This window comes from Streptomyces glaucosporus, assembly GCF_039533345.1.
GTDB classification, from domain to species: Bacteria; Actinomycetota; Actinomycetes; order Streptomycetales; family Streptomycetaceae; genus Streptomyces; species Streptomyces glaucosporus.
Genome location: NZ_BAAATJ010000027.1, coordinates 1 through 22,412, shown reverse-complemented (window position 1 = coordinate 22,412; position 22,412 = coordinate 1). Strand labels below are relative to the sequence as shown.

General features: G+C 72.8%; 22 protein-coding genes. 10 read left to right on the top strand and 12 right to left on the bottom strand.

The window, feature by feature from the left end; genetic code table 11:
• Positions 1 to 9 precede the first annotated feature (9 nt).
• From ABD358_RS23160 to ABD358_RS23145, 4 genes are all read right to left on the bottom strand, one after another.
• Positions 10 to 450 (bottom strand): DUF6278 family protein, encoded by a 441-nt coding sequence (locus tag ABD358_RS23160; RefSeq protein WP_344633051.1) that lies wholly within the window; start codon positions 448 to 450, stop codon positions 10 to 12.
• Between the two features lie 143 nt (positions 451 to 593).
• Positions 594 to 1,370, bottom strand: coding sequence for an exodeoxyribonuclease III (locus tag ABD358_RS23155; protein ID WP_344633050.1), 777 nt, complete (start codon positions 1,368 to 1,370; stop codon positions 594 to 596).
• Between the two features lie 97 nt (positions 1,371 to 1,467).
• Entirely contained in the window at positions 1,468 to 2,130 is a 663-nt protein-coding gene (locus ABD358_RS23150) for an MBL fold metallo-hydrolase (protein ID WP_344633049.1), read from the bottom strand.
• Positions 2,131 to 2,275: 145 nt separating this feature from the next.
• Positions 2,276 to 3,478: an MFS transporter gene (locus ABD358_RS23145; RefSeq protein WP_344633048.1), complete on the bottom strand. Its 1,203-nt coding sequence runs from the start codon at positions 3,476 to 3,478 to the stop codon at positions 2,276 to 2,278.
• A 92-nt stretch (positions 3,479 to 3,570) separates the two neighbouring features.
• On the opposite strand from ABD358_RS23145, the gene ABD358_RS23140 reads away from it, so the two are divergent.
• Entirely contained in the window at positions 3,571 to 4,176 is a 606-nt protein-coding gene (locus ABD358_RS23140) for a TetR/AcrR family transcriptional regulator (RefSeq protein WP_344633047.1), read from the top strand.
• A gap of 13 nt (positions 4,177 to 4,189) precedes the next feature.
• On the opposite strand, the gene ABD358_RS23135 is transcribed toward ABD358_RS23140, so the two are convergent.
• Positions 4,190 to 5,716, bottom strand: a complete 1,527-nt coding sequence (locus ABD358_RS23135) for an FAD-dependent monooxygenase (RefSeq protein ID WP_344633046.1) — start codon at positions 5,714 to 5,716, stop codon at positions 4,190 to 4,192.
• Positions 5,717 to 5,929: 213 nt separating this feature from the next.
• Between ABD358_RS23135 and ABD358_RS23130 the strand changes: the two genes are divergently transcribed.
• Positions 5,930 to 6,244 carry an ArsR/SmtB family transcription factor gene (locus ABD358_RS23130; RefSeq protein WP_344633103.1) on the top strand — a complete coding sequence of 105 codons (315 nt, stop codon included), beginning with the start codon at positions 5,930 to 5,932 and terminating at the stop codon, positions 6,242 to 6,244.
• A 58-nt stretch (positions 6,245 to 6,302) separates the two neighbouring features.
• On the opposite strand, the gene ABD358_RS23125 is transcribed toward ABD358_RS23130, so the two are convergent.
• The 7 genes from ABD358_RS23125 to wrbA all read right to left on the bottom strand — a co-directional run bounded on the left by ABD358_RS23125 (position 6,303) and on the right by wrbA (position 13,718).
• Positions 6,303 to 7,979 (bottom strand): FAD-binding oxidoreductase, encoded by a 1,677-nt coding sequence (locus tag ABD358_RS23125; protein WP_344633045.1) that lies wholly within the window; start codon positions 7,977 to 7,979, stop codon positions 6,303 to 6,305.
• Positions 7,980 to 8,043: 64 nt separating this feature from the next.
• Positions 8,044 to 8,544: a cupin domain-containing protein gene (locus ABD358_RS23120; protein WP_344633044.1), complete on the bottom strand. Its 501-nt coding sequence runs from the start codon at positions 8,542 to 8,544 to the stop codon at positions 8,044 to 8,046.
• Positions 8,541 to 9,503, bottom strand: a complete 963-nt coding sequence (locus tag ABD358_RS23115) for an oxidoreductase (protein WP_344633043.1) — start codon at positions 9,501 to 9,503, stop codon at positions 8,541 to 8,543. The genes ABD358_RS23120 and ABD358_RS23115 overlap by 4 nt, the downstream gene beginning before the upstream one ends.
• 51 nt (positions 9,504 to 9,554) lie before the next feature.
• Positions 9,555 to 10,949: an aldehyde dehydrogenase family protein gene (locus ABD358_RS23110; protein WP_344633042.1), complete on the bottom strand. Its 1,395-nt coding sequence runs from the start codon at positions 10,947 to 10,949 to the stop codon at positions 9,555 to 9,557.
• Positions 10,949 to 12,046: a phenazine antibiotic biosynthesis protein gene (locus ABD358_RS23105; RefSeq protein ID WP_344633041.1), complete on the bottom strand. Its 1,098-nt coding sequence runs from the start codon at positions 12,044 to 12,046 to the stop codon at positions 10,949 to 10,951. The genes ABD358_RS23110 and ABD358_RS23105 overlap by 1 nt, the downstream gene beginning before the upstream one ends.
• 51 nt (positions 12,047 to 12,097) lie before the next feature.
• Positions 12,098 to 12,823 (bottom strand): DsbA family oxidoreductase, encoded by a 726-nt coding sequence (locus ABD358_RS23100; RefSeq protein WP_344633040.1) that lies wholly within the window; start codon positions 12,821 to 12,823, stop codon positions 12,098 to 12,100.
• A gap of 280 nt (positions 12,824 to 13,103) precedes the next feature.
• Positions 13,104 to 13,718 carry an NAD(P)H:quinone oxidoreductase gene (wrbA, locus tag ABD358_RS23095; protein ID WP_344633039.1) on the bottom strand — a complete coding sequence of 205 codons (615 nt, stop codon included), beginning with the start codon at positions 13,716 to 13,718 and terminating at the stop codon, positions 13,104 to 13,106.
• Between the two features lie 415 nt (positions 13,719 to 14,133).
• Between wrbA and ABD358_RS23090 the strand changes: the two genes are divergently transcribed.
• From ABD358_RS23090 to ABD358_RS23055, 8 genes are all read left to right on the top strand, one after another.
• The gene (locus ABD358_RS23090) at positions 14,134 to 15,309 is read left to right on the top strand and encodes a 3-deoxy-7-phosphoheptulonate synthase (protein ID WP_344633038.1); all 1,176 of its coding nucleotides are present in this window, start codon (positions 14,134 to 14,136) and stop codon (positions 15,307 to 15,309) included.
• Between the two features lie 49 nt (positions 15,310 to 15,358).
• Entirely contained in the window at positions 15,359 to 16,129 is a 771-nt protein-coding gene (locus tag ABD358_RS23085; protein ID WP_344633037.1) for a 2,3-dihydro-2,3-dihydroxybenzoate dehydrogenase, read from the top strand.
• 19 nt (positions 16,130 to 16,148) lie between these two features.
• Positions 16,149 to 16,808, top strand: coding sequence for an isochorismatase family protein (locus tag ABD358_RS23080; RefSeq protein ID WP_344633036.1), 660 nt, complete (start codon positions 16,149 to 16,151; stop codon positions 16,806 to 16,808).
• Between the two features lie 25 nt (positions 16,809 to 16,833).
• Positions 16,834 to 18,726 (top strand): anthranilate synthase family protein, encoded by a 1,893-nt coding sequence (locus ABD358_RS23075; protein ID WP_344633035.1) that lies wholly within the window; start codon positions 16,834 to 16,836, stop codon positions 18,724 to 18,726.
• A complete protein-coding gene (locus ABD358_RS23070) occupies positions 18,714 to 19,055 on the top strand; it encodes a hypothetical protein (protein ID WP_344633034.1) in 342 nt (113 codons plus the stop codon). The genes ABD358_RS23075 and ABD358_RS23070 overlap by 13 nt, the downstream gene beginning before the upstream one ends.
• A gap of 148 nt (positions 19,056 to 19,203) precedes the next feature.
• On the top strand, positions 19,204 to 19,716 hold the full coding sequence (locus ABD358_RS23065) for a shikimate kinase (protein WP_344633033.1): 513 nt from the start codon (positions 19,204 to 19,206) through the stop codon (positions 19,714 to 19,716).
• Positions 19,717 to 19,779: 63 nt separating this feature from the next.
• Positions 19,780 to 21,069, top strand: coding sequence for a 3-phosphoshikimate 1-carboxyvinyltransferase (gene aroA, locus ABD358_RS23060; protein WP_344633032.1), 1,290 nt, complete (start codon positions 19,780 to 19,782; stop codon positions 21,067 to 21,069).
• Between the two features lie 50 nt (positions 21,070 to 21,119).
• Positions 21,120 to 22,322: a 3-hydroxybenzoate 6-monooxygenase gene (locus tag ABD358_RS23055; protein ID WP_344633031.1), complete on the top strand. Its 1,203-nt coding sequence runs from the start codon at positions 21,120 to 21,122 to the stop codon at positions 22,320 to 22,322.
• Positions 22,323 to 22,412 lie beyond the last annotated feature (90 nt).

Here is a 22,412-nt window from a genome sequence, read left to right as displayed (position 1 = left end):
GCGTCCGCGCTACGCCTCGGACGCCTCCGCGTACATCTGCGACAGCTCCGGGGTGCCGCTGAGCGCCCACTCGCGGCCCGCCTCCACCGCGTCGAGCTCCCGCCCGGAGGCGAGCCGCACCACCGGACGGCCGCTGGGCCACACCTGCCACCGCGCCCCCGGTACCGTGCGGACGACGACCGTGCCCAGGTACAGGCCCGCGTCGTTGCCGAGCCAGGGCAGTATCTCGGGGTCGTCCCGCCACAGCGGCAGGAGCTGGTCGAGGGCGGCGAGGGACTCGACCGTGTCGTCCAGTTCGATCCCCGCCGCCCCGGCCTGCGCGCGCAGCAGCTCGCACTCGGAGAGGAGCTGCGCCACTCCCTCGGCGTCGTGGGAGTCCTCTCCCATCACCGCCACACCGCGGGACGGGCCGTACCGCTTGCGCCAGTTGTCCAGGAAGGGGATGTTCATACGGCTCAGGGTGTCATCACGGACGCGATGAGCACCACAGGCACGCGGAGGGGCCGTGCGGCCCGCCCCTTCCGCCGGAGGGACGCCGCACGGCCCCGCCCCTCATGCCGTGCGCCGGGCCCGCCCGGCCCGCGCGCCCCGGCTCACACCTGGAGGTCGACGACGACCGGGGCGTGGTCCGAGGCCCCCTTGCCCTTGCGCTCCTCGCGGTCGACGTAGGCGTCCTTCACCGCCGCCTCGAAGGCCGGGTTGCCGTAGACCAGGTCGATGCGCATGCCCTTGTTCTTGGGGAACGCGAGCTGGCGGTAGTCCCAGTAGGTGTAGGGGCGGTCGTACTTCAGCGGGCGCGGCACGACGTCGGACAGGCCCACCGCCCGCAGGTCGGCCAGCGCCTGCCGCTCGGCCGGGGTGACGTGGGTGGCGCCCTCGAAGACCGCCGGGTCGTAGACGTCCTCGTCGGTCGGGGCGACGTTGTAGTCGCCGAGGACCGCGAAGGGCCGCTCCCCCGCCTCCCGCCCGGCCAGGTCCCGCAGGGCCGCGAACCACTGGAGCTTGTACTCGAAGTGGGGGTGGCCCACCTCGCGGCCGTTGGGCACGTACACCGACCACAGGCGCACCCCGCCGCAGGTCGCGCCGACCGCGCGGGGCTCCTGGACCCCCTCGTACTCCGGCCCGCCCGGCAGGCCCGTGACCGTCTCCTCCAGGCCGACCCGGGAGACGATCGCCACGCCGTTCCAGCGCCCCGTGGCGTTCACCGCCGCCTCGTAGCCGAGCTCGCGCAGCGGCTCGGCGGGGAACGCCTCCGCCGTGCACTTCAGCTCCTGGAGGCACGCCACGTCCGTGCCGGTGTTCTCCAGCCAGGCCAGCAGCCGCGGCAGCCGTGCGGTGATCGAGTTGACGTTCCAGGTGGCGATGCGCATGGCAGCGAATCTACCGCCCGGCGCCGACAGTCCGCCGACAGTCCGGGGACGGGCCGCGGACGGCCGGGCGGTTCGCGGCGCCCGCACGGGCGCCCGCTCAGAGCGCGGCGCTCTCCCCGGGCGCCAGCCGCACGTGCTCCGCGCCGCCGGTGCCGGGGCCCTCGGGGCCGAGCATCCGGCCGTAGACCGCGTACCCGAAGCCCGACAGCAGCCCGTCGTGGACGTCGTACGCGATCCTCGGGCCCACCTCGCGGACGTAGTCGACGACCTCGGAGAGCTTGCTCCAGGGGGCGTGCACCGGCAGCAGCAGGGTGTCCACCGGGCGGTCCGGCACGGTCAGGGCGTCGCCGGGGTGGAAGACCGCCCCACCGGGGGTGTCCGGGCGGGTGACGGCGTAGCCGACGTTGGTGATGCGGGGGATGTCCGGGTGGATGACGGCGTGGAGTTCGCCGTGCACCTCCACCTGGAAGCCCGCGGCGGTGAAGGCGTCGCCGTGCCCCACGGTGTGGACGCGGCCGGGGAAGGCCGCGGTCAGCCGCTCGGCGACGCTGCGCAGGGTCCAGATCTCCGCGGCCGGGTTCGCCTCCAGCGCGGCGCGCAGCCTGCCCTCGTCGAAGTGGTCGGGGTGCTCGTGGGTGACGAGGATCGCCTCGGCGCCGACCGCGGCGTCCTCCTCGCTGAAGCCTCCCGGGTCGATGACGAGCGTGCGGCCGTCGTGGCGCAGGGCGACGCAGGAGTGGCCCTTCTTCGTGAGCTCCATGGGGATCATTGTGCTCTCCGCGGGATCAGCCGCGCGGAGCGGTCCGCGCGGTGCGGCACGGGCCGGTGCGCCGCCGGTGTGGCGGCGGCGCACCGGCCCGTGCCGTGTGGCCGCGCGTCTCCGGTGGGCCGGGCGAGGGGCCCGGTCAGCGGAGGGCGTCGTTGGTGCGGGCGGTCCAGATCGCCAGGGCGGCGAGGAGGGAGCAGGCGCCGCCGAGCCACAGCACGCCCTGGAGCGTGAGCGTGTCGACGATGACGCCGCCGACCAGCGCGCCGAGCCCGATGGACAGGTTGAACACCGCCACCCACAGCGAGGAGGCCGCTTCCACCGCACGCGGGGCGGACTTGATCATCCAGGTCTGAAGGCCCACGGACACGCCGCCGTAGGACAGACCCCAGACGATCAGCAGGACGGCGCCGCCGACCGCGGTCCGGCCCAGCAGCAGGAAGAGCGGCATCGCGACCGCCAGGGCCACGGAGATGACCAGCACGCTCCGGTGCACCCGGCGGGAGAGCGCCGAGCCGGCGACGAAGTTGCCGATCATGCCGGCCATGCCGAACCCGAACAGCAGCGGGCCGACGTAGCGCTCGTCGATCCCCGACAGCTTCTGCAGCGCCGGGCTCACGAACGTGTAGGCGGCGAAGTGCCCGAACACGATGAGCACCGTCGCGATGATGCCCACGCGCGCCCCCGGGTTGCGGAGCTGCTCCATCAGCAGCTTCGGCCGGATGGCCTGCGAGGCGGCCAGGCCCGGCAGCACCGCCAGCAGGGCGACGAGGGTGACGAGCGCCAGGGCGCTCAGCGAGGAGAAGGCGATGCGCCAGCCGGTGAGGTCGCCGACCAGGGTGCCGAGCGGGACGCCGAACACGTTCGCGGCTCCGACGCCGCCGAAGATGACCGCGGTGGCCCGCGGCACGTCCTCGGGGGTGACGAGCCGGACGGCCAGGCCGCTGGCGACCGCCCAGAAGCCGCCGATGGCGATGCCGACCAGCACTCGGGAGCCCACCAGGACGGCGAAGTTCGGCGCCAGGGCCGAGGCCAGGTTGGAGACGGTCATCAGGGCCATCAGGCCGAGCAGCAGGACGCGCCGGTCCATCGATCCGACGAGCATCGGAACCAGCGGGGCCGCGAACGCGGCGACGATGCTGGGCACCGTCACCATCAGCCCCGCCGTCCCCTCGGAGACCGACAGCGCGGACCCGACGGAGGTCAGCAGGCCGATCGGCAGCTGCTCGGCGGTCACCAGCAGGAAGGTGCCCAGCGCCACCGCGCAGACCGCCATCCAGCGGCTTCTCTCCGGGGCCTTGGGTTCCTGGGTCTGGACGGGGGTCTGTTCTGCGGTCGTCAACGGAGCCTCCTCAACAGTATGGGAGCGATCGCTCCCATACCGGGGACACTAGTATGGGAGCGCTCGCTCCACAAGTTGGGTAAGGTGAACACATGGCACGCCCCCGACAGTTCGACGAGAAGAACGCGGTCACGTCGGCGACCGAGCTGTTCTGGCGACGCGGCTACCACGCCACCTCGGTGCGCGACCTGGGCGACGAGCTGAAGCTCACGCCCAGCAGCCTGTACCGGACGTTCACGGACAAGCACACGCTGTTCCTGCGCGCGCTCGACCACTACCGGGCCACCGAGTCGGCCCAGGCCCGGCAGCGGCTGGACGCGGCGGACCGCCCCGTGCGGGAGGTGCTGCGGGAATGGATGCTGTGGCTGGTCACCTGCCCGGCGGGCGACAAGTCCGGCCGCGGGTGCTTCGTGGTCAACACCGCCACCGAACTGGGCACCACCGACGAGAAGGTCCGCCTACGCACCGAGGCCGCCTTCGAGACCACCCGGCAGGCCCTGCGCTCGGCGCTGGCCGCAGGCCGTGACCGTGGCGAGCTGTCCGCCGACCTCGACATCGACGACGCCGTGGAACTGCTGTTCACCACGGTGCTCGGCCTGCGGGTACGAGAACGCGCCGGCCACGACACCGAACGTCTGACCACCGCGATCGACCTGGCGATCCGGGCTCTGGGGCCCGCGCCCGCGGAACCCGCCTGAGCACCGGGAGACACTAGGCCGGCGCGCCGAGCCACGCGGTGGCCACCTCGACCAGACCCGGAGCCCCCGCCCCGCGTCCCTGCGCACTCCAGAGCACGTAGCCGTCGGGGCGGATCAGGAGCGCCGGAGCCGGCATCGCGGAGGCGGACTCCGGCACCACCTCGACGACGGACAGCCGGTCGGACCAGGGCGTGACCAGGGCGGCCTGGTCGGCCGCCTGGGCCGTGTGGATCAGCAGCGGGCTCCCGTCGCGCAGCAGGGCGGCGAGGCTCGTCGGGCCCTGGGCGGTCTTCAGCCGGGCGTCCGGGGCGAAGGTGCCCGCGAGGGGGTCGCCGGGCACATGGACGTCGTAGCGGATGTCGGTGCCGCTGAGCATTCCGGTGAGGAACCCGTTCACCTGCGGCAGGCGCATCGTCTCGCGGAACAGTTCGCGCAGCGAGTCCGTGAGCACCCCCGGGTGCATGAGCGCCACCTGGGCCCGCACGTTGTACAGGACGCGCGCCGCCACGGGATGCCGCTCCGCGTGGTAGGTGTCGAGCAGGCCGGCCGGCGCCCACCCCTTGACCTCGGCGGCGAGTTTCCAGCCCAGGTTGAGGGCGTCCTGCAGACCCGTGTTCAAGCCCTGTCCGCCCATGGGGAAGTGCGCGTGGGCGGCGTCCCCGGCCAGCAGCACGCGGCCGCTGCGGTAGCGCTCGGCCTGGAGGGCGGCGTCGCTGAACCGGGTGAGGTCGCGGGGCTCCGCCATCGGCACGGGGCGACCCGCGATGCGTTCCATCTCCCCCTGCAGCTCCTCGAAGGTCACCGGCGCCCGGCGGTCCGGCGCGGGCCCCCGGAAGTCGTACGTGCACACCCGGCTGTGTCCGCCGGGGTTCAGCCACACCAGGGTCCAGCCCCGCGGCGTGCGCTGCCAGCCCGCCGGAGCGGTCCACGGGTCGAGCAGGCGCACCTCCCCCATCAGCGCCGACACGGTGGCGGGCGTACCGGTGAAGGGGATCCCGGCGGAGCGGCGGACGACGCTGCGCACCCCGTCGCAGCCGACCACCCACCGCGCGGTGACGTGGTTCCGGGTCCCGTCCGCGCCCTGGAGGTCCACGCGGACGCGGTCGCCCTCGTCATGGACGCCGGTGCACTCCTGGCCGCGCAGGATCCTCGCGCCCAGTCCGCCGGCCCGCTCGGCGAAGACGTGCTCGGCGTACGCCTGGGGGCTGCCGACGATGACGGGGCCCTCCGCGCTCACGTGGGCGAGGTCGAGGTCGAACATGCCCGCGAAATGGAAGGGGACACTGGTCCGCCCACCGCGCGCCGGCCGCGGCTGCACGGCCTCGCGCAGCCCGCGGCGGTGCAGGCTCTCCACCGTACGGGCGTGCAGCGTCCCGGCCTTCGACACTCCGGAGGGCACCGGGAGCTTCTCCACCACCAGGGGCCGGACGCCCTGCAGCGCCAGCTCGTGGGCGAGCAGCATCCCGACGGGGCCACCGCCCACGATGACCACCTCGCAGGTGACCGGCTCGTCCGCGGAGGCGGCTGACGGCTGCTTCACTGGGCTCTCCTCACCTTCGTGCCGAGCGGGTGGGTGCGGGCGCGGCGCCCGCACCCACCCCCCGATCGCCGGGTGCCGGCTGGGGGTTGTACCGCACCCGGACGGTTGCGGCTCCGCGGGAGCATTGCTACGTAGATACTCGTATCATCGTAGAGAAGTGATCCGCAAGGCGAACGGTTCATACAGTCCGCGTAGCTTCGTACTATGGCTGTCATGGCCCTCCGCCACCCGAAGACCGATGAGATCCGGCTCGAAGACGTGTTCACGGCCTTGAGCAACCCGATGCGCCTCAAGGTCGTGCGCACGCTCGCCGAGTCCGGCCCGACTCCGTGCGGAAGCCTCCTCGACGGCGTCCCCAAGTCCACGCTCACCCACCACTGGCGAGTCCTGCGTGAGGGAGGGCTCATCCGGCAGGAGGCCGTGGGCCGCGAGTACACCCTGACGCTGCGCAGGGACGACCTCGAACAGCGTTTTCCCGGGCTCCTGCAGGCCGTGCTGCGGGCCGCACGGGTTTCGGCGCCGCGGTGAGCCGGAACGGCGGACGCCCCGGGGCCGGCCCCGGGGCGTCCGCCGTGCCTCGGATGCGTCAGGGCAGGCGGACCGACTGGCCGTGCCGGAAGAAGTCGGCCGGGTCCCAGTACGCCTTGGCCCGCTGGAGACGGGCGTAGTTGCCGCCCCAGTAGAGGTCGTGCCAGGGCACCGAAGAGGTGTTGTACCGCGCGTTGCCGAGATCGATGTCGCAGTAGTTCACGAAGCAGCCCGAGGTCTGCTCGTCCGGAACCGGTACGCCGCCCTTGTCCGCGTACGTGTCCCGGTACAGGCCGCGCAGCCAGGCCAGGTTGACCGCGTCGTCCTCCGCCTCGGTCCAGTTGGTCTGGTACAGCACCTTGAACGTGGAGTCTCGGTGCGCCTGCGCGGTGTCCCCGGGCGCCACCGCGTTCACCTGCGCGCCGTAGGAGCTCACCACGACCTGCGCCATCGGGTTGTCCAGCTGCCCGGCCCGCAGGTGCTCGTAGAGGGTGGCGATCTGGGCCTCGGTGAAGCCGCGCCGGTGATAGGCGGACTTCTGGTCGCCGCGCAGCGTGGGGTTGGTCATCACCTGGTTGCTCGTGCCGAGGTAGTGCGTGGCCTTGAGCCAGCTCCAGCGCCGCGGCACGAAGAAGTTGGCGAGCGGCCCGTGGTCGCTCGAGTTGTCCGAGGGCCGCTCGGGCGAGACGGACATGCCCCGGGTGACGTGGTCGAGGTACTCCTCGAGCACGGCGTCCGCGTCCGGGGTGTCTCCGGTGACCTGCGTGAGCAGCCCGATCTCCCCGCCGGATATGTGGTTGAGGTTGAGCAGGGAGACCAGGCCCGCCGTGTTCCCGCCCGGTTCGGCGTGGGTCTCGTGCCAGGTGCAGAAGTTGCGCACCAGCGTGGTGAAGTCCGCCTGCTTCATCTTCGCCCACGGCCAGGAGACGGCACTGACGAGGACCTCGGCCGGCGGCTTCGGCAGGAGGGCGGAAGGGTCGGTCCCCGAGGCGTTCGGGGAGCGGAACCAGTAGCGGGTGACGATTCCGAAGGTTCCGCCGCCGCCACCCGTGTGCGCCCACCACAGGTCGTGGAGGCGGCCGGTGTCGTCGCGGGTGGCGACCACCGCCCTGGCCTTTCCGGAGCGGTCCACCGTCACCACCTCGACCGCGTACAGGTGGTCCACGATCAGGCCGTCGCGGCGGCACAGCAGCCCCCAGCCGCCCCCGGCGACATGTCCGCCCGCCCCCACCGAGTAGCACATGCCGCCCGGGACGGTCACGCCCCAGCCGCGGTACAGGCGGTCGTAGATGTCGCCGAGATTGGCGCCCGGCTCGACCGCGAACGCGTTCTTGTCCGCGTCGAAGTACACGCGGTTCATCTCCGACATGTCGACGATCACGTCGACGTCGGAGTTGTAGACGAACTCCTCGTAGCAGTGGCCGCCGCTGCGGACCGTCACCCGTCTCTTCGCCGCCGCGGCCTCCGCGACGACGCCGACGACCTGCTCGGTGGTGGACACCAGGTGGACGCGGTCCGGCGACGACGTCCAGCGCTGGTTCAGGCCGACCGTGAGATCCGCGTAGCGGGGGTCCCCGGGCCGGACCGCGGTCGCGGCGAAGGGGGCCGCCTCCGCCGTCGTACCGCTGGAGGCGGCCAGGGCCGGCCGGGCGAGGCCGAGCGCGGAGGCTCCGGCCGCCCCGCCCGCGACGGCCAGGACGGAACGGCGGGTGGGCTGTTCTTCCTTGCGTGACATGGGAACTCCCGAATCAGGGGTGTGGTCGACCGTGCGTGCCTGCACATCGCTCAGGCTCCGCGGGCTACTCCAGGTACTCGTCGCCGAATTCGGGGCCCACCTCGTAGCCGTAGGCCACGTCCTTGAGACGCTGTTCCTCCGAGGGCGGCGGCGTGTCCCCGTCCGCGGGGACACCGACGTTCAGGAAAAACCTTTCCTTCCCTCCGGGAAGGGTCATGAAGAGCATCTTCGCGGGTTCCGCGGAAACGTTCTTGAAGGCGTGCTCCGTGCCCCGCGGAACGTAGACGAAGGTGCCCGCCGGGGCCTCGTGTCTGCCGTTCCTGTCCCGGAATTCAACGGTGCCCTCCAGGACGTAGAAGGCCTCTTCCTCCCAGTGGTGGACGTGCAGCGGCGGACCGCCGCCCTCCGGTACGAGCGCCTCGATGAGGAACAGCGACTTCCCGGTGTTGTGCTCACCCGACTTCACGGTGTAGCGGTCCCCGAAGGCCCACCGGCTCGGTCCCTCCCCGGGCGGGACGATGACGACCTCGTTCTTGTTCTGGCCCGCGAAGAAGCCCAGGCTCATCGGCCCTCGCCCCCGTACAGCGCGTCCAGCTCCTTGACGTCGGTCTCCGACAGGCGCAGGCCGGCCGCCGCGATGTTCTCCTCCAGGTGGTCCGGGCTGGAGGTGCCGGGAATGCAGCAGATGTTCGGGGAGTGCTGCAGCAGCCAGGCGAGGGCCACCTGGTAGGGAGTGGCCTCCAGGCGCTGCGCCACGGCGTGGATGACCTGGGCGTCCAGCGGCACGTGCCTCGGCACCTTCGTGTCCGTCGCCGGGTCCTTCTCGTGCTGGAGGGTGAACGTGCCCAGCGGGAAGAACGGCATGAAGGCGATCCCCTCCTCGGCGCAGGTCTGCACGAGGTCCTCGTGGAGGCGGCGCACGACGTTGTACTCGTTCTGCACGCAGACGACCGGAGCGATCCCCCGGGCCTCGGCCAGCTGCCGGGCGGTGACGTTGCTGACCCCGAGGTGCCGGATGAGGCCCTGCTCGCGCAGTTCGGCGAGCGCACCGAAGGGCTCGGCGATCGAGTCTCCGGGGCCGAGGCCGCCGCCCTCCTCCACGATCCGCAGGTTCACCACGTCGAGGTGGTCGCGGCCCAGGCCGCGGAGGTTGTCGTACACGGCCCGGCGCAGCTGCTCCGGCTTCAGAGCCGCCGGCCAGGCCTTGTCCGGAGTGCGGAAAGCCCCCACCTTCGTCACGATGACCAGGTCGTCGTCGTACGGGTGGAGGGCCTCGCGGATGATCTCGTTCGCGACGTACGGACCGTAGTAGTCGCTGGTGTCGATGTGGTTGACGCCCAGCTCCACCGCGCGCCGGACCACCGCCACCGCCCGCGCCCGGTCCTTCGGCGGACCCCAGACCCCGGGGCCGGGAAGCTGCATGGCGCCGAATCCCATCCTGCGGATGACGAGTTCACCGGCCAGGGCGAACTCCCCCGCCGCGGCCGCGGGCTCGGTACCGGCGATTGCGTCGTTGACGGACATGACCTGCTCCTCAGAGGTGTGATGATGTCGGCTGTGGCCCGGCGGCGCCGGTCAGCCGCGGATGACGGTCTTGCTGCGCATCAGGAACTCGCCGAGGTAGCCGTCGTGCGGCACTCCGCGGTCCATCCAGTGGGTGGGGTGGTCGCCGACGTACACGTTGGCGATGGTCCGGTCGGCGACCAGCTCGTCGATCAGCTCGTCGTCCGGCGGCGCGCCGTCGTCGGCCGGCACGCCGACGACGAGCGAGTCGCCCAGGGCGCCGGCGCCGTCGGCGCGGTTCCAGGGCACCACCCACACGCAGGGAAAGGGCAGTTCGGCGGTGTGCCAGCTGCCCTGGAGGCCGGGCGTCTCGAAGACCGCGGGGCGCAGCACCGCGCCGCCGCCGGTGAGTTCGTCCACGATGCCCGCGCCGCCGAGGTGCGCGGTGGTGCCCCTGGCACGCTCCAGCAGATGCCGCTCCAGGGCCCGCGCCCGGTCGAGCGGCTGCACGGGCAGCTCCGCCTTCTCGTCCTCGGCCGGCAGGCTGGGCAGCGCGCCGAGACGCTCGGCCAGCGCACGGGCCACCGGCGCGGGATCGCCCTCGACGAAGACCGCGGTCGCGTTGACGCACTTCATCCCGCCGTGGTGCGCGATGGAGTCCACCATCGTGTCCAGGTGCGCGCGCCAGTCCAGTCCGGCCGTGACCAGGATCTTCGCCCGGCCCGGCCCCTGTACCAGCACGTTGGGGTCGCCGGCGTACTTGCGGACGACGTCGTCGCCGCCGTACACCAGCGCCAGGTCGGCGCCGGTGAGCAGCTCCCCGGCCACCGCGTGGTCCGTGGGCAGCAGCACCACGTGGTCGTCGCCGAATCCGGCCGTGCGCAGCGCGGCGACCAGCCGGTGCGGGGTGAACGGCTCCCGGCGGGAGGGCCGGACCGCGACGCGGAAGCCGAGCGCGAGGGCCTCCAGCCACAGCGCGTGCGGGGCCGGATGGTTGCCCGCCGCGTTCACGGCGAGCACCTCGCCGCGCCGCGTCCACACCGCGCTGCCGGTGCGAGTGCGTGCGTCCTGCCAGTCCAGCACGGCACCGCCGGGCAGCGCGCCGTAGGCCCCGGCCAGAGCGCGGCGGGCCGAGTCGGCGATCTCGTCGGCGGCGGAGCGCACGGCGGGCAGCGGGATCCCGGAGACCCGGGCGACGGTGCGCTCGTACGCGTCGTACGTCAGCCCGTGCACCTCGTCCTCGCGGAAGACGCGGGCCGCGCGGGCGAGAGCCGCCAGGCGCCGCTCCCGCGGCAGCGGCGTCGCCCTGTGCAGGGCGGTGAGGGCCCGGCTGACGAACAGCCGGGGCACCAGGCCGAGCTCGGCGACCGCCGTGCCGGCGGTGTCGGTGACGGTCTCGCGGTTGCGCGTGCGGTACGGCCCCCGGGGGCCCAGCGCGTCCAGCGGGTACGGCTCGGGCTGGGGCATCAGTAGACCCCCTCGATGACCTTCTCGTCATCGAACTCCCGCACGGGGGCGATGTCCGCGACCGCGTCGCCGACCTGGCCCGGCAGGGGGCGGATGCGGGTGGCGACGTCCCGCTCCACGTTGTTGGGCAGGAACAGGCTCTTTCCGACGTAGTGCATCACGACGCGGCCGCGCTCGCCGTACTCGACCGGCCGGCGCTTCTCCAGGTCGACCACGTTGTAGGTCATGTACGGCGAGAACGGGTCGTAGACACAGGGGTCGTCGTCGCCCAGGCCGGGGCGCTCGGTGACGTGGCCGAGCGTCATGGTGTTGCCGAACCCGCTGCACAGCACGGTGTCCGGGAACAGCTCGGTGCGGTACAGGTTCCGTGTGTCGGGGTCGAGCTGGGTGCCCACCCACATGATGGCCTTCACCTTCTCGCGGACGAGGTCGACGAGTTCGTCGCGGCGGCACAGACGCTCCAGCACGGGCGGCGTCAGCATGAGCACGCCGATGTCCTGGGAGCGCAGCGGATGCTGGAGCTGGTCGATGAGGTGCTCGGTGTACCGGTCGGACTCGGCCTGGTCGCCCCGCGCGATGACCTTCTTCACCCACCGCGGGTCGACGTCGACGGCGAAGGACAGGCCGCCGCGCCGGGCCACCAGCTGCTGGAAGGAGGCGCCGACCATGTGGGGGCCGGACGGGATGGCCAGCAGCCAGTTCACGTCGCGTGGCACGCCGTGCGCGTCGAGCTGGGCGTCGCTGTGGGCCAGCAGCATGTCCAGCCACTCCTGGAGCATGACGACGCGCTTGGGCGCACCGGTGGTGCCGCCGCTGTCGAAGACGCCGACGATCCCGGGGCGGCGGCCGTAGCCACGCGGGATCAGGTCCTCGGCGCGCACGTCCCGCAGCTCGTTGGCGAAGTTGGGGAAGAGCTTCAGGTCGTCGAAGGTGCGGATGTCCTCGACGGGGTCGAAGTCCAGCCGGCCGAGGCGGTCGAGCCAGAACGGCGCGCCGGTCTCCTTCGAGAAGTGCCAGCGGATCGCGGCGCGGAGGAATTCGTCGGGATCAGGCGTGGTGCCGTAGGGCAGTTCGAGAAGGGGGTCTGCGGCAGACATCGGGGAGCTTCCTTTCGGCCAGGTCCGGCGGGGCGTGTCGCGGCCCCGGATTCAGTCGGCCCGCGGCGCCTCGGCGAGTCGGTCGAGGAGTTCGTCGGCCCAGTCGCGCGTGTAGGAACGGAAGTGGGGGAATCCGCCGTCGTACGGGTCGCCCGTCCACACGAAGTCGGCACCGGGGTTGTGCACGTCGGCGCCGGACGCGGTGAAGAGGTGCGGGCTGCCCTGCACCCGGGGGCCCCGTGCCACGGCGAAGTCACGGTGGACCGCCGCGCGGGCCGTGCCCTGTGCCAGGGCGTCGGCGAGCGCCGCCTCGTCCACGAGCGGGCACGCGGCGGCCACGGCGAGGATCTCGGAGGTGAGACTGATACAGCGGCCCTGCCCGTAGAAGGCGCGGCGCAGGGCGGTGTCCAGCTGATCGCTCGCGGGCAGCCCTCCGACGGTCGGCGCCTTCGCGGCCTGTACGGCTTCCAGCGCCGGCAGTGTCGTCGCCGGGTAGCGCCAGTCCGGGCCGGGCCACAGGCGCCAGCCGAGCGCGGGCACCAGCGCGCCGATCGCCACCGTCTCCGCGTCGATGATCGGCTTGGGTGTGGGTTCGGAGTTGAACAGCTCCAAGGGGAAGGCCCTGTGATCGACCAGGAGTTCCCGGCCGCGCTCGGCAGCGGCGGTGTGCAACGTGTCCAGCGCCAGCGTCGCCCACGGGCAGCCGATGTCCGACCAGACGGTCACGACGGCTTCGTCGGTCGAGTGGAGCGCGGTGGTGTCTGCCTGGACGGTCATGGCGGGAACGCTCCTGCCGGTCGGCGCAACGGGGCGGGTCGGACGGCCAGCATTCTGAGCACAGGGGCGGTCGCCCCCGCACGGCTCGGCCGCGGACTCTGTCACACGCCGCAGACTTCGTCAGAAGCGCCCTGGCAACGTGACGAAGTCGGCCGCCGCCGGTCGACACCCGGCGGGTCATGGCGCACCGCGCACGGGGAAGGGCCGGACACCGTGTGGTGTCCGGCCCTTCCCCGCTTCGAGGCGGTGACCAGTGCGGAAGCCCCGGCAGCGTCGCGCGTCAGGCCGCCGCGCAGCCCCGCTTGAGCGCCGCCGCGACCTCGACGGTGCGGCGCGTCTGGTACTCGATCGCGGCGAGGGTGGCCTCGTCGACGGCTCCCCCGTCGTACGAGACATGGCCGGTGCCGTACGGGTTGCCGTTCTTGACGTGGAACTGGACGGGGTCCGTGTAGCCGGGCGGGACGATGATCGCGCCCCAGTGGTAGAAGGTGTTGTTCAGCGCGAGCAGCGTGCTCTCCTGACCCCCGTGCGTCTGCGTCGTGGAGGTGAACGAGGAGACCACCTTGTTCGCCAGCCTCCCCTGGGCCCACAGGCCGCCCGCGGTGTCGATGAACTGCTTGAGCTGCGAGGCGGGCAGGCCGAAGCGGGTCGGCGTGCCGAAGAGGACGACGTCGGCCCACTCCAGGTCCCCCACGTCGGCGACCTGGATGTCCTTGGTCTGCTCGTGGTGCGCGGCCCACGCCGGGTTGGCGTCGATGGCGGCCCTGTCGGCCAGTTCGGCCACCCTGCGCAGCCGCACCTCCGCGTGGGCCTTCTCCGCGGCGTCGGCCGCGGCCCGCGCGAGCGTGTGGACGTGGCCGGTGGAGGAGTAATAGACGATGGCGACGTTCGTCATGGAGGCATTCCCTCTGCTTCGTGGTGTCCGGTGGCCGGCATCGCGGCTCATGACGGCAGCGGAGCCTTCCGGAACGGCAGAAGAGCGGCAATCCCGGCCGTGCTACTTCGTCAGATGCGCCTCCCCCGCGCCGCGCCGAGTTGACGGACTACGCGCTTTCGCGACGGACTGAGCGCCATCACGACGGACTAAGCGCCGGCGCGTTGCCGCCCGGGACGTCCTGCTTCGACAGTGGTGTCCGCCCGACCGGGCCCGGATGCGAGCCCGCCGGAGGACGCACGTCGGGATGCCCGCAGCCGCGGCCCCACCGGGCGGGAACCCCGCCGGCGCGCACGCACCGCCCGTACCCGCTTCGCACACGGCCACGCCCGCCATCAGCCGGAGTCGTTCCGGCACGCCCCGCCGAGGGAATTCGATGACCGACATTGAGTCCTACCTTCGCTCCCTGCCCGCTCTCCAACAACCCGACTGGGCCCGCCACCCCCGCCTGGACACGGCTCGCGCACACCTGCGGCGCATGCCCGCCCTCGTGGACGTCGAGGCGGTGCACCGCCTCAGGTCCCTGCTGAGCGAGGCCGCGGCCGGCCACCTGCAGATCGTCCAGGCCGGCGACTGCGCCGAGGACCCGGCCGAGGCGACCCCCGAGGACGTCGCCCGCAAGACGGCGCTGCTCGACGTGCTCGCCGGGACGATGAAGCTCGCGTCCGGCAAGCCGGTGCTACGGGTGGGCCGCCTCGCCGGGCAGTACGGCAAGCCCCGCTCGCGTCCGACCGAGACCGTGAACGGCGTCGAACTGCCCGTCTACCGGGGTCATCTGGTCAACCGGCCCGAGCCCGACGCCGAGCTGCGCCGCCCCGACCCCGACCACCTGCTCTCCGGCTACCGGGCCGCCAGCGACACCATGCACTACCTGGGGTGGCGAGGCACCGCCGGCCGCCGTTCGGAGTTCGGCGTGCCGGTGTGGACCAGCCACGAGGCACTGCTCCTCGACTACGAACTGCCCATGCTGCGCCGCGAACCCGACGGTTCGCTGCTGCTGGCCTCCACCCACTGGCCGTGGGTGGGCGAGCGCACCCGGCAGCCGGACGGCGCCCACATCGCCCTGCTCGCCGCCGTGTCCAACCCGGTCGCCGTCAAGGTCGGGCCGGGCATGACGCCCGAGGAGCTCCTCGCCCTGTGCGAGCGCCTGGACCCCGAGCGCAGCCCCGGCCGGCTCACGCTGATCGCCCGGATGGGTGCGGAGAACGCGCCGCGCAGGCTGCCCGCCCTGGTCGAGGCCGTCACCGCGGCCGGCCACCCGGTCCTGTGGCTGTCGGACCCGATGCACGGCAACACCGTGTCCGGCCCGGAAGGGCTCAAGACGCGCATGGTCGAGACCGTGGTGCGCGAGGTCCAGGCGTTCCAGGACGCGGTGCGGGCCGGCGGCGGCGTCGCGGCCGGCCTGCATCTGGAGACGACCCCCGAGGCGGTCACCGAGTGCGTCTCGGACGCGATCGAGCTGGACCGCATCGGCGACAAGTACCTGAGCTTCTGCGACCCGCGGCTGAACCCCCAGCAGGCCGTCGAGGTGGCCTCGGTCTGGCGGGGCTGACCCCGTACCGCGTCACTCGACTCGCCCATGGCACGAGGAGGTTGGAGAGGTGCAAGGAACACTCGCCCTGGTCACCGGGGCGGCCGGCGGTATAGGAGAGGCCGTCGCCCGGCTGCTGGCCGAGCGCGGGGCACAGGTGGCCGCCGTCGACCTGGACGCCGGACGGATCACCGCCACGGCCGCGAAGCTGCGCGCGGACGGTCTGGAGGTGACCGGCTTCGCCGCCGACGTCACCTCCAGCTCCGCCGTGGAGAAGCTCGTCGACGACGTCGAGACCGGGCTCGGCCCGGTGCGGCACCTGGTGAACGCCGCCGGCGTGCTCCGTCTCGGCCAGGCGCGCGCCCTGTCCGACCAGGACTGGAACGCCACGTTCGCGGTGAACGCCACCGGCGTGTTCCATGTGTCGCGGGCCGTGGTCAACCGCATGGTCCCCCGCGGCGCCGGTGCGATCGTCACCGTCGCGTCGAACGCCGCGGGCACCGCCCGCGCGGAGATGGCGGCCTACGCGGCGTCCAAGGCCGCGGCCACCGCGTTCACCAAGTGCCTGGGCCTCGAAGTGGCGCACAGGGGCATCCGCTGCAACGTGGTGGCCCCCGGCTCCACCGACACCCCGATGCTGCGCGGCATGCACGCCGGCGACACCGCCGCCGAGGCGTCGATCGCCGGCAACCCGGGGCAGTACCGGGTCGGCATTCCGCTGGGCAAGGTCGCCCGTCCCGAGGACATCGCCCGCACCGTCGCCTTCCTGCTGTCGGAGGACGCCGGGCACATCACGATGCACGAACTGACCGTGGACGGCGGGGCCACCCTCGGTGTCTGAGAACGAAAGGAAACGCCCCATGCCCGGCATCCCCCCGGTGGAGCCCTACCCCATGCCCACCGCGGAACAACTCCCCGAGAACACGGTCGACTGGCAGCTCTCCCCCCGGCGCGCGGTGCTGCTCCTGCACGACATGCAGGAGTACTTCCTCAGACCGTTCCCGCGCACCACCGGCCTCGGCCGGGCCCTGGTGGACAACACGGCGCGGCTGCGCGCGCGGGCCAGGGCACTGGGCGTCCCCGTCGCGTACACCGCGCAGCCCGGCAGCATGACGCCGGAACAGCGCGGACTCCTCAAGGACTTCTGGGGCCCGGGCATGCGGGCCACGCCCGAGCACCGCAGGGTGGTCTCCCCGCTGGAGCCGGACGACGGCGACTGGACGTTCACGAAGTGGCGCTACAGCGCCTTCTTCAGGACCGACCTGCTGGCCCGGATGCGCTCGCAGGGCCGCGACCAGCTGGTCGTCTGCGGGGTGTACGCGCACGTGGGCGTGCTGATGACCGCGGTGGAGGCGTACACGAACGACATCCAGCCGTTCCTGGTGGCCGACGCGGTGGCCGACTTCTCCGCCCACTACCACCGGCTGGCACTCACCTATGCCGCCGAGCGTGCCGCGAAGGTCGTGACGGCCGACGCGGCACTGACCGAGCTCGGCGCGGCGACCGCGGCAGCGCACTGAGCGCGCCCCCGGCGAAAGGACCCCCATGACAAGACAGGACGGCGCGCCGGCTCTGCTGTCGCGCATCCTGAACGGCTCGGCGGAGGCGTTCGCCCTGCTGCACCGCCCGGAGGCGGCGGGAGACGACGCCCTGGAGGTGCTGACCGGTGAGATGACCCGGGTCGGCGCGCTCGCCGACCTCGAACTCGACGAGGCGCAGGACGCCGGCGCCGGCCAGGAACTGCTGGTGCTCATCCCCTACCGGCAGCTGGCCGAACGCGGCTTCGCGGCTCCGGACGACGGCAGTCCGCTGCTGGCGATGCGGGTGCGCGAACAGGCCTCGCTCCCGCTGTGCGAGAACCTGGGGCTGCTGCCGAACGACCCCGTGAAGGTGGCCGGGGGCCACTTCGACATCGACGACGACACGTACGCCGAGACGGTGCGCCGCGTCGTCGCCGACGAGATCGGTACGGGCGAGGGCGCCAACTTCGTGATGAAGCGGTCCTTCACCGCCCAGCTGCCGGACTTCGGCGTGCCGGCCGCGCTGTCGTTCTTCCGCCGTCTCGTCGAGCGGGAGGCGGGCGCGTACTGGACGTTCCTCGTCCACACCGGCGAGCGGACCCTCGTCGGAGCCACTCCCGAGCGGCACATCAGCGTCCGGGACGGCCGGGCGGTGATGAACCCCATCAGCGGCACCTACCGCTACCCCGCGTCCGGCCCCGACCTGGACGGGGTTCTCGCCTTCCTCGCCGACAGGAAGGAGGCCGACGAGCTGTACATGGTCGTCGACGAGGAACTGAAGATGATGGGCCGGATCTGCCCCGAGGGCGGTCGCGTGGTGGGCCCGTACCTGAAGGAGATGGCGCGTCTGGCGCACACCGAGTACTTCATCGAGGGCCGGACCGACCGCGACGTGCGCGACATCCTGCGCGAGACACTGTTCGCACCGACGGTGACGGGCTCCCCGCTGGAGAGCGCCGCCCGCGTCATCAGCCGCTACGAGCCGGCGGGACGCGGTTACTACAGCGGCGTGGCCGCCCTCATCGGACGCGACGCCGCGGGCGGGCGCACCCTGGACTCCTCGATCCTGATCCGCACCGCCGACATCGACACCGCCGGAGTGATGCGGATCGGCGTGGGCGCCACGCTGGTGCGCCACTCCGACCCGGCCTCGGAGGTGCAGGAGACACGCGCCAAGGCCGCGGGGCTGCTGGCGGCGCTCGGCGGGGCCGAACCCACCCGGTTCGGGTCGCACCCGGCGGTGCGTGAGGCGCTCGACTCGCGCAACGACGGCATCGCGCGGTTCTGGCTGAAGGGCACCGCCGGTCCCGCCCGGCCCGTCGGCCCGCCGACCGGACGCAGGGTTCTGGTGGTCGACGCCGAGGACACGTTCACCGAGATGATCGCCCACCAGATCCGTTCGCTGGGCTGCGAGGTGGACGTGCGCCGCTTCGACGAGCCGTACGACTTCGACGCGCACGACCTGGTGGTCATGGGCCCGGGGCCGGGCGACCCGCAGGATACGGCCCATCCCAAGATCGCACATCTGCGCTCGGCGGTGGCGCGACTCCTTGAGGAGCGCAGACCGTTCCTCGCCGTCTGCCTGAGCCACCAGGTGCTGAGCATGCTGCTCGGCCTGGAACTGGTGCGCCGCCCGGTGCCCAACCAGGGTGCGCAGCACGAGATCGACCTGTTCGGCAGGACGGTGCGGGTGGGCTTCTACAACACCTTCGCCGCCCGATGGGACGCGGACTCCTTCGAGCATCCCGCGCACGGCAGGGTCGAGGTGAGCCGGAACCCGGCGACGGGCGAGGTGCACGCGCTGCGGGCCGCCGGGTTCGCGTCGATGCAGTTCCACGCCGAGTCCGTGCTGACCGTGGACGGGCCGAGCATCATCGGCTCGCTGCTCCAGGAGGTGTCCGGCACATGCACGCGGTGATCGTCTGGTGGGACCTGGAGGACTCGCGGCAGACCATCGAGTCACTGCGCGGATTCCTGCGCGACGAGGCGGTGGAACGCTTCTCGCACGTGCCCGGCCTGCGGCTGAAGTTCTGGATCTCCGACGCGGCCGCCGACCGGTGGGGAGCGGTGCTGCTGTGGGAGTCGCGGCAGGCGGCGCAGGCCGTTCTGCCCAACCTGGCCGCCCCGCTGATCGGCTATGCGCCGACCGAGCGCCACGCCTTCGACGTGGAGGCCACCGTGGAGGGCGAGTTCGCCCTGGCCGCACTCGCCGGACGCGGCCTGGCGCTGGAACCGGCCGGCTCCTGAGCCCACCGCCGCGCCGGTCGGACCCCCTGTCCATGGGCGTACGGCACCGGATGTGCGATGCCGACGCACTCGGACGGCCCGGCTCGTCACCGGCGCGGCGGTGCGCGGACCCCGCACCCGTCCTCCCCCGACACGAGAGGCAGCACCCATGACCGGACCCGCGGCCGTCCTCGTCGGCATGCCCGGAGCGGGCAAGACCACCGTCGGCCTGGCGCTCGCCGGTCTGCTCGGCGTCCCCTTCCGCGACACCGACGACGATGTGGCACGGCTGGCCGGGCGGCCCACGCCGGACGTCCTGAGGGAGGAGGGCGAGGCGGCCTTCCGCCTGCTGGAGCACCGGGCGGCCGTCGCCGCACTGACCGAGCACACCGGTGTCCTCTCGCTGGGCGGCGGGGCCGTGCTCCACGCGGGCACGCGGGCACGGCTGGCCGGGTGTCGCGTGGTGCACCTGCGGGCCGGTCTCGACACGCTCGCCCGGCGGATCGGCGACGGCGACAGCCGCCCCCTGCTGGAGGGCGACCCCCGGCCCCGGCTCGCGCGGCTGATGCGTGCCCGGCTGCCCCTGTACCGGCAGCTGGCTGCGGTGTCGGTGCACGCCGAACACCGTGCCCCGCACGAGATCGCGGAGGAGATCGCCGCGGCACTCGCCACGGCCACCTGACGCCCGGCCCCCCGTGACACACGCGAGGCCGCCCATCGACCGCCCATCGACGAAGGACAGGCAATGATCACCGCCATGGCGCCGCCCCGGGCGTTCGACGCCCGTATACCCGGCTCGAAGTCACTCACCAACAGAGCTCTGCTGCTCGCCGCCGCGGCCGGCGCGACCAGTGTTCTCACCGCTCCGCTGGTCAGCGAGGACACCCTGGTCTTCCGCGACGCGCTGACCCGGCTGGGCGCCCGAGTGGAGTCCTCGGAGGACGGCGGCGCCTGGCGGATCACCGGCCTGGGGCGCGGTCCGGTCGGCGCCGGCCGGATCTGGTGCGCGGACGCCGGTACGGCCGCCCGCTTCCTGCCGCCGCTGGCGGCCACGGGCCACGGCGACTTCGTGTTCGAGGGCAGCACACAGCTCACCGCCCGTCCCGTGGCCCCGCTCGCCGACGCACTGCGCCGGCTGGGCGCCGAGGTCGCCACCGCTCCCGGCGGGACGCTGCCCCTGCGGGTGGCGGCACGCGGGCTCGACGGCGGCAGACTGGACGTCGACGGCAGGCTCAGCAGCCAGTTCCTCAGCGGGCTGCTCATGGCGGGCCCGCTGCTCGGCTCTCCTCTGCTGGTCCGGGCGCGCGGTCTGGTCAGCCGCCCCTACGTCGACATGACGCTCGCGCTGATGCGGCACTTCGGCGCTGAGGTGGCCGAGGACGCCCCGGGTGAGTTCACCGTCCGTCCCACCGGCTACCGCGCCGCCGATCTGCGCATCGAACCGGACGCCTCCACCGCCTCGTACTTCTTCGCCGCGGCGGCCGTCACCGGGTGCAGTGTGACGGTGGACGGCCTCGGCCGGGAGAGCCTGCAGGGCGACGTGCGCTTCGTCGACGTGCTCGAACGCACCGGGGCCCGGGTGCTCCGCGGCCGGAGGGCGACCACGGTCACCGGGACCGGCGTGCTCAGGGGCGGGTTCGCGGTCGACATGGGGGAGATCTCCGACACCTTCATGACGCTGGCCGCGATCGCGCCGCTGGCCGACGCCCCGATCACCGTGCGCGGCATCGGCCACGCGCGGCTGAAGGAGTCGGACCGGATCGAGGCGGTCGCGCGGAATCTGCGGGCGTCGGGCGTGCGCGTCGAGACCGGCCCGGACCGGATCACCGTGCACCCGGGCAGTACGTCACCCGCGCGCATCGCCTGCCACCGCGACCACCGGATCGCCATGGCGTTCTCCGTGCTGAACCTGCGCACCGGGAACCTCACCCTCGACGATCCCGGCTGCGTCGCCAAGACGTTCCCCGGCTTCCACGAGGAGCTGCACCGGCTCTTCCCGCAGCACCCGCTGCCGCCGCCCACCGCGCGTGCGTAGCGGCGAACCCACGATCACGGTTCCACCGGCCCGAAGGGATTCGACGAGACATGGCACACATGGTGATAGCCGGGGGCGGCATCGGCGGGCTCGCCACGGCGCTGTCGCTGGCCCGGCTCGGACACCGCGCCACGGTGCTGGAGCGCAGCGACACCTTCGCGGAGATCGGCGCGGGCATCCAGCTCGGCCCCAACGCCTTCCACGCCCTGGACCGCCTCGGCGTCGGCGAGAGCGTGCGCGAACGAGCGGTGTTCATCGACGAGTTGCGGTTCATGGACGGCACCACCGGCGAGAAGGTCGCCGCCATGGAACTGACCGGCGCCTACCGCGAGCGGTTCGGCAACCCGTACGCGGTGGTGCACCGCGGGGACCTGTACCAGCCGCTGCTCACCGCCTGCCGGGAGCTGGACGGGGTCGAACTCGTCGCCGGCGCCGCGGTGCGGAGCTACGAGCAGGACTCCGGTCAGGTCACCGTGCGGACCGCCGACGGGCGGACGTTCCGGGGTGCGGCGCTGATCGGCGCGGACGGCATCCGCTCCACCGTGCGCGCGGTGATGCTGGGCGACGGCGAGCCCCGCGTGTCGGGGCACACGATCTACCGTTCGGTGATCCCGATCGAGAAGGTGCCGGAGGAGCTGCGCTGGAACACCGTCACGCTGTGGGCCGGCCCGAAGTGGCACTTCGTCCACTACATCATCGGCGGCGGCAGGTACCTCAACCTCGCGGTGACCCGCGACGACGGCGCGACCGTGCCCGTGGCCGGGCGGGAGGCCGCACGCGCACACGTCCTCGCCCAGTTCCCCGGCATCGGCGCCACCGCCCGCCGCCTGCTCGAACTCGGCGAGGGGTGGCGCGAGTGGGTGCTGTGCGACCGCGATCCGGTCCGGACCTGGACCGACGGACGCGTCGTCCTGGTCGGTGACGCCGCGCATCCGATGCTGCAGTACGCGGCCCAGGGGGCCTGCCAGGCGCTGGAGGACGCTGTGGTCCTCGGCGATCTGTTCGACGGCATGGGGGCGGACGACGTCGTGCAGCGTCTGGAGAAGTTCAACGCCGTGCGCCGCGAACGCGCGGGACGCACCCAGCTGATCGCCCGCCGCATGGGAAGCGAGCTGTACCACCCGGCGGGTGAGGAGGCCAAGGCGCGCAACGCCATGCTCTCCGCGCTGACGCAGGGCGAGATGTACGACAAGGTGTCCTGGCTGCACGGCGACCGCGGCTTCACCGACAGCGGCCTCGGGGGGACCCGTTGAGCAGGTTGCGCTGGCTGACCGCGGGGGAGTCGCACGGTCCCGCACTGGTGGCGACGCTGGAGGGGCTGCCCTACGGGGTGCCGATCACCA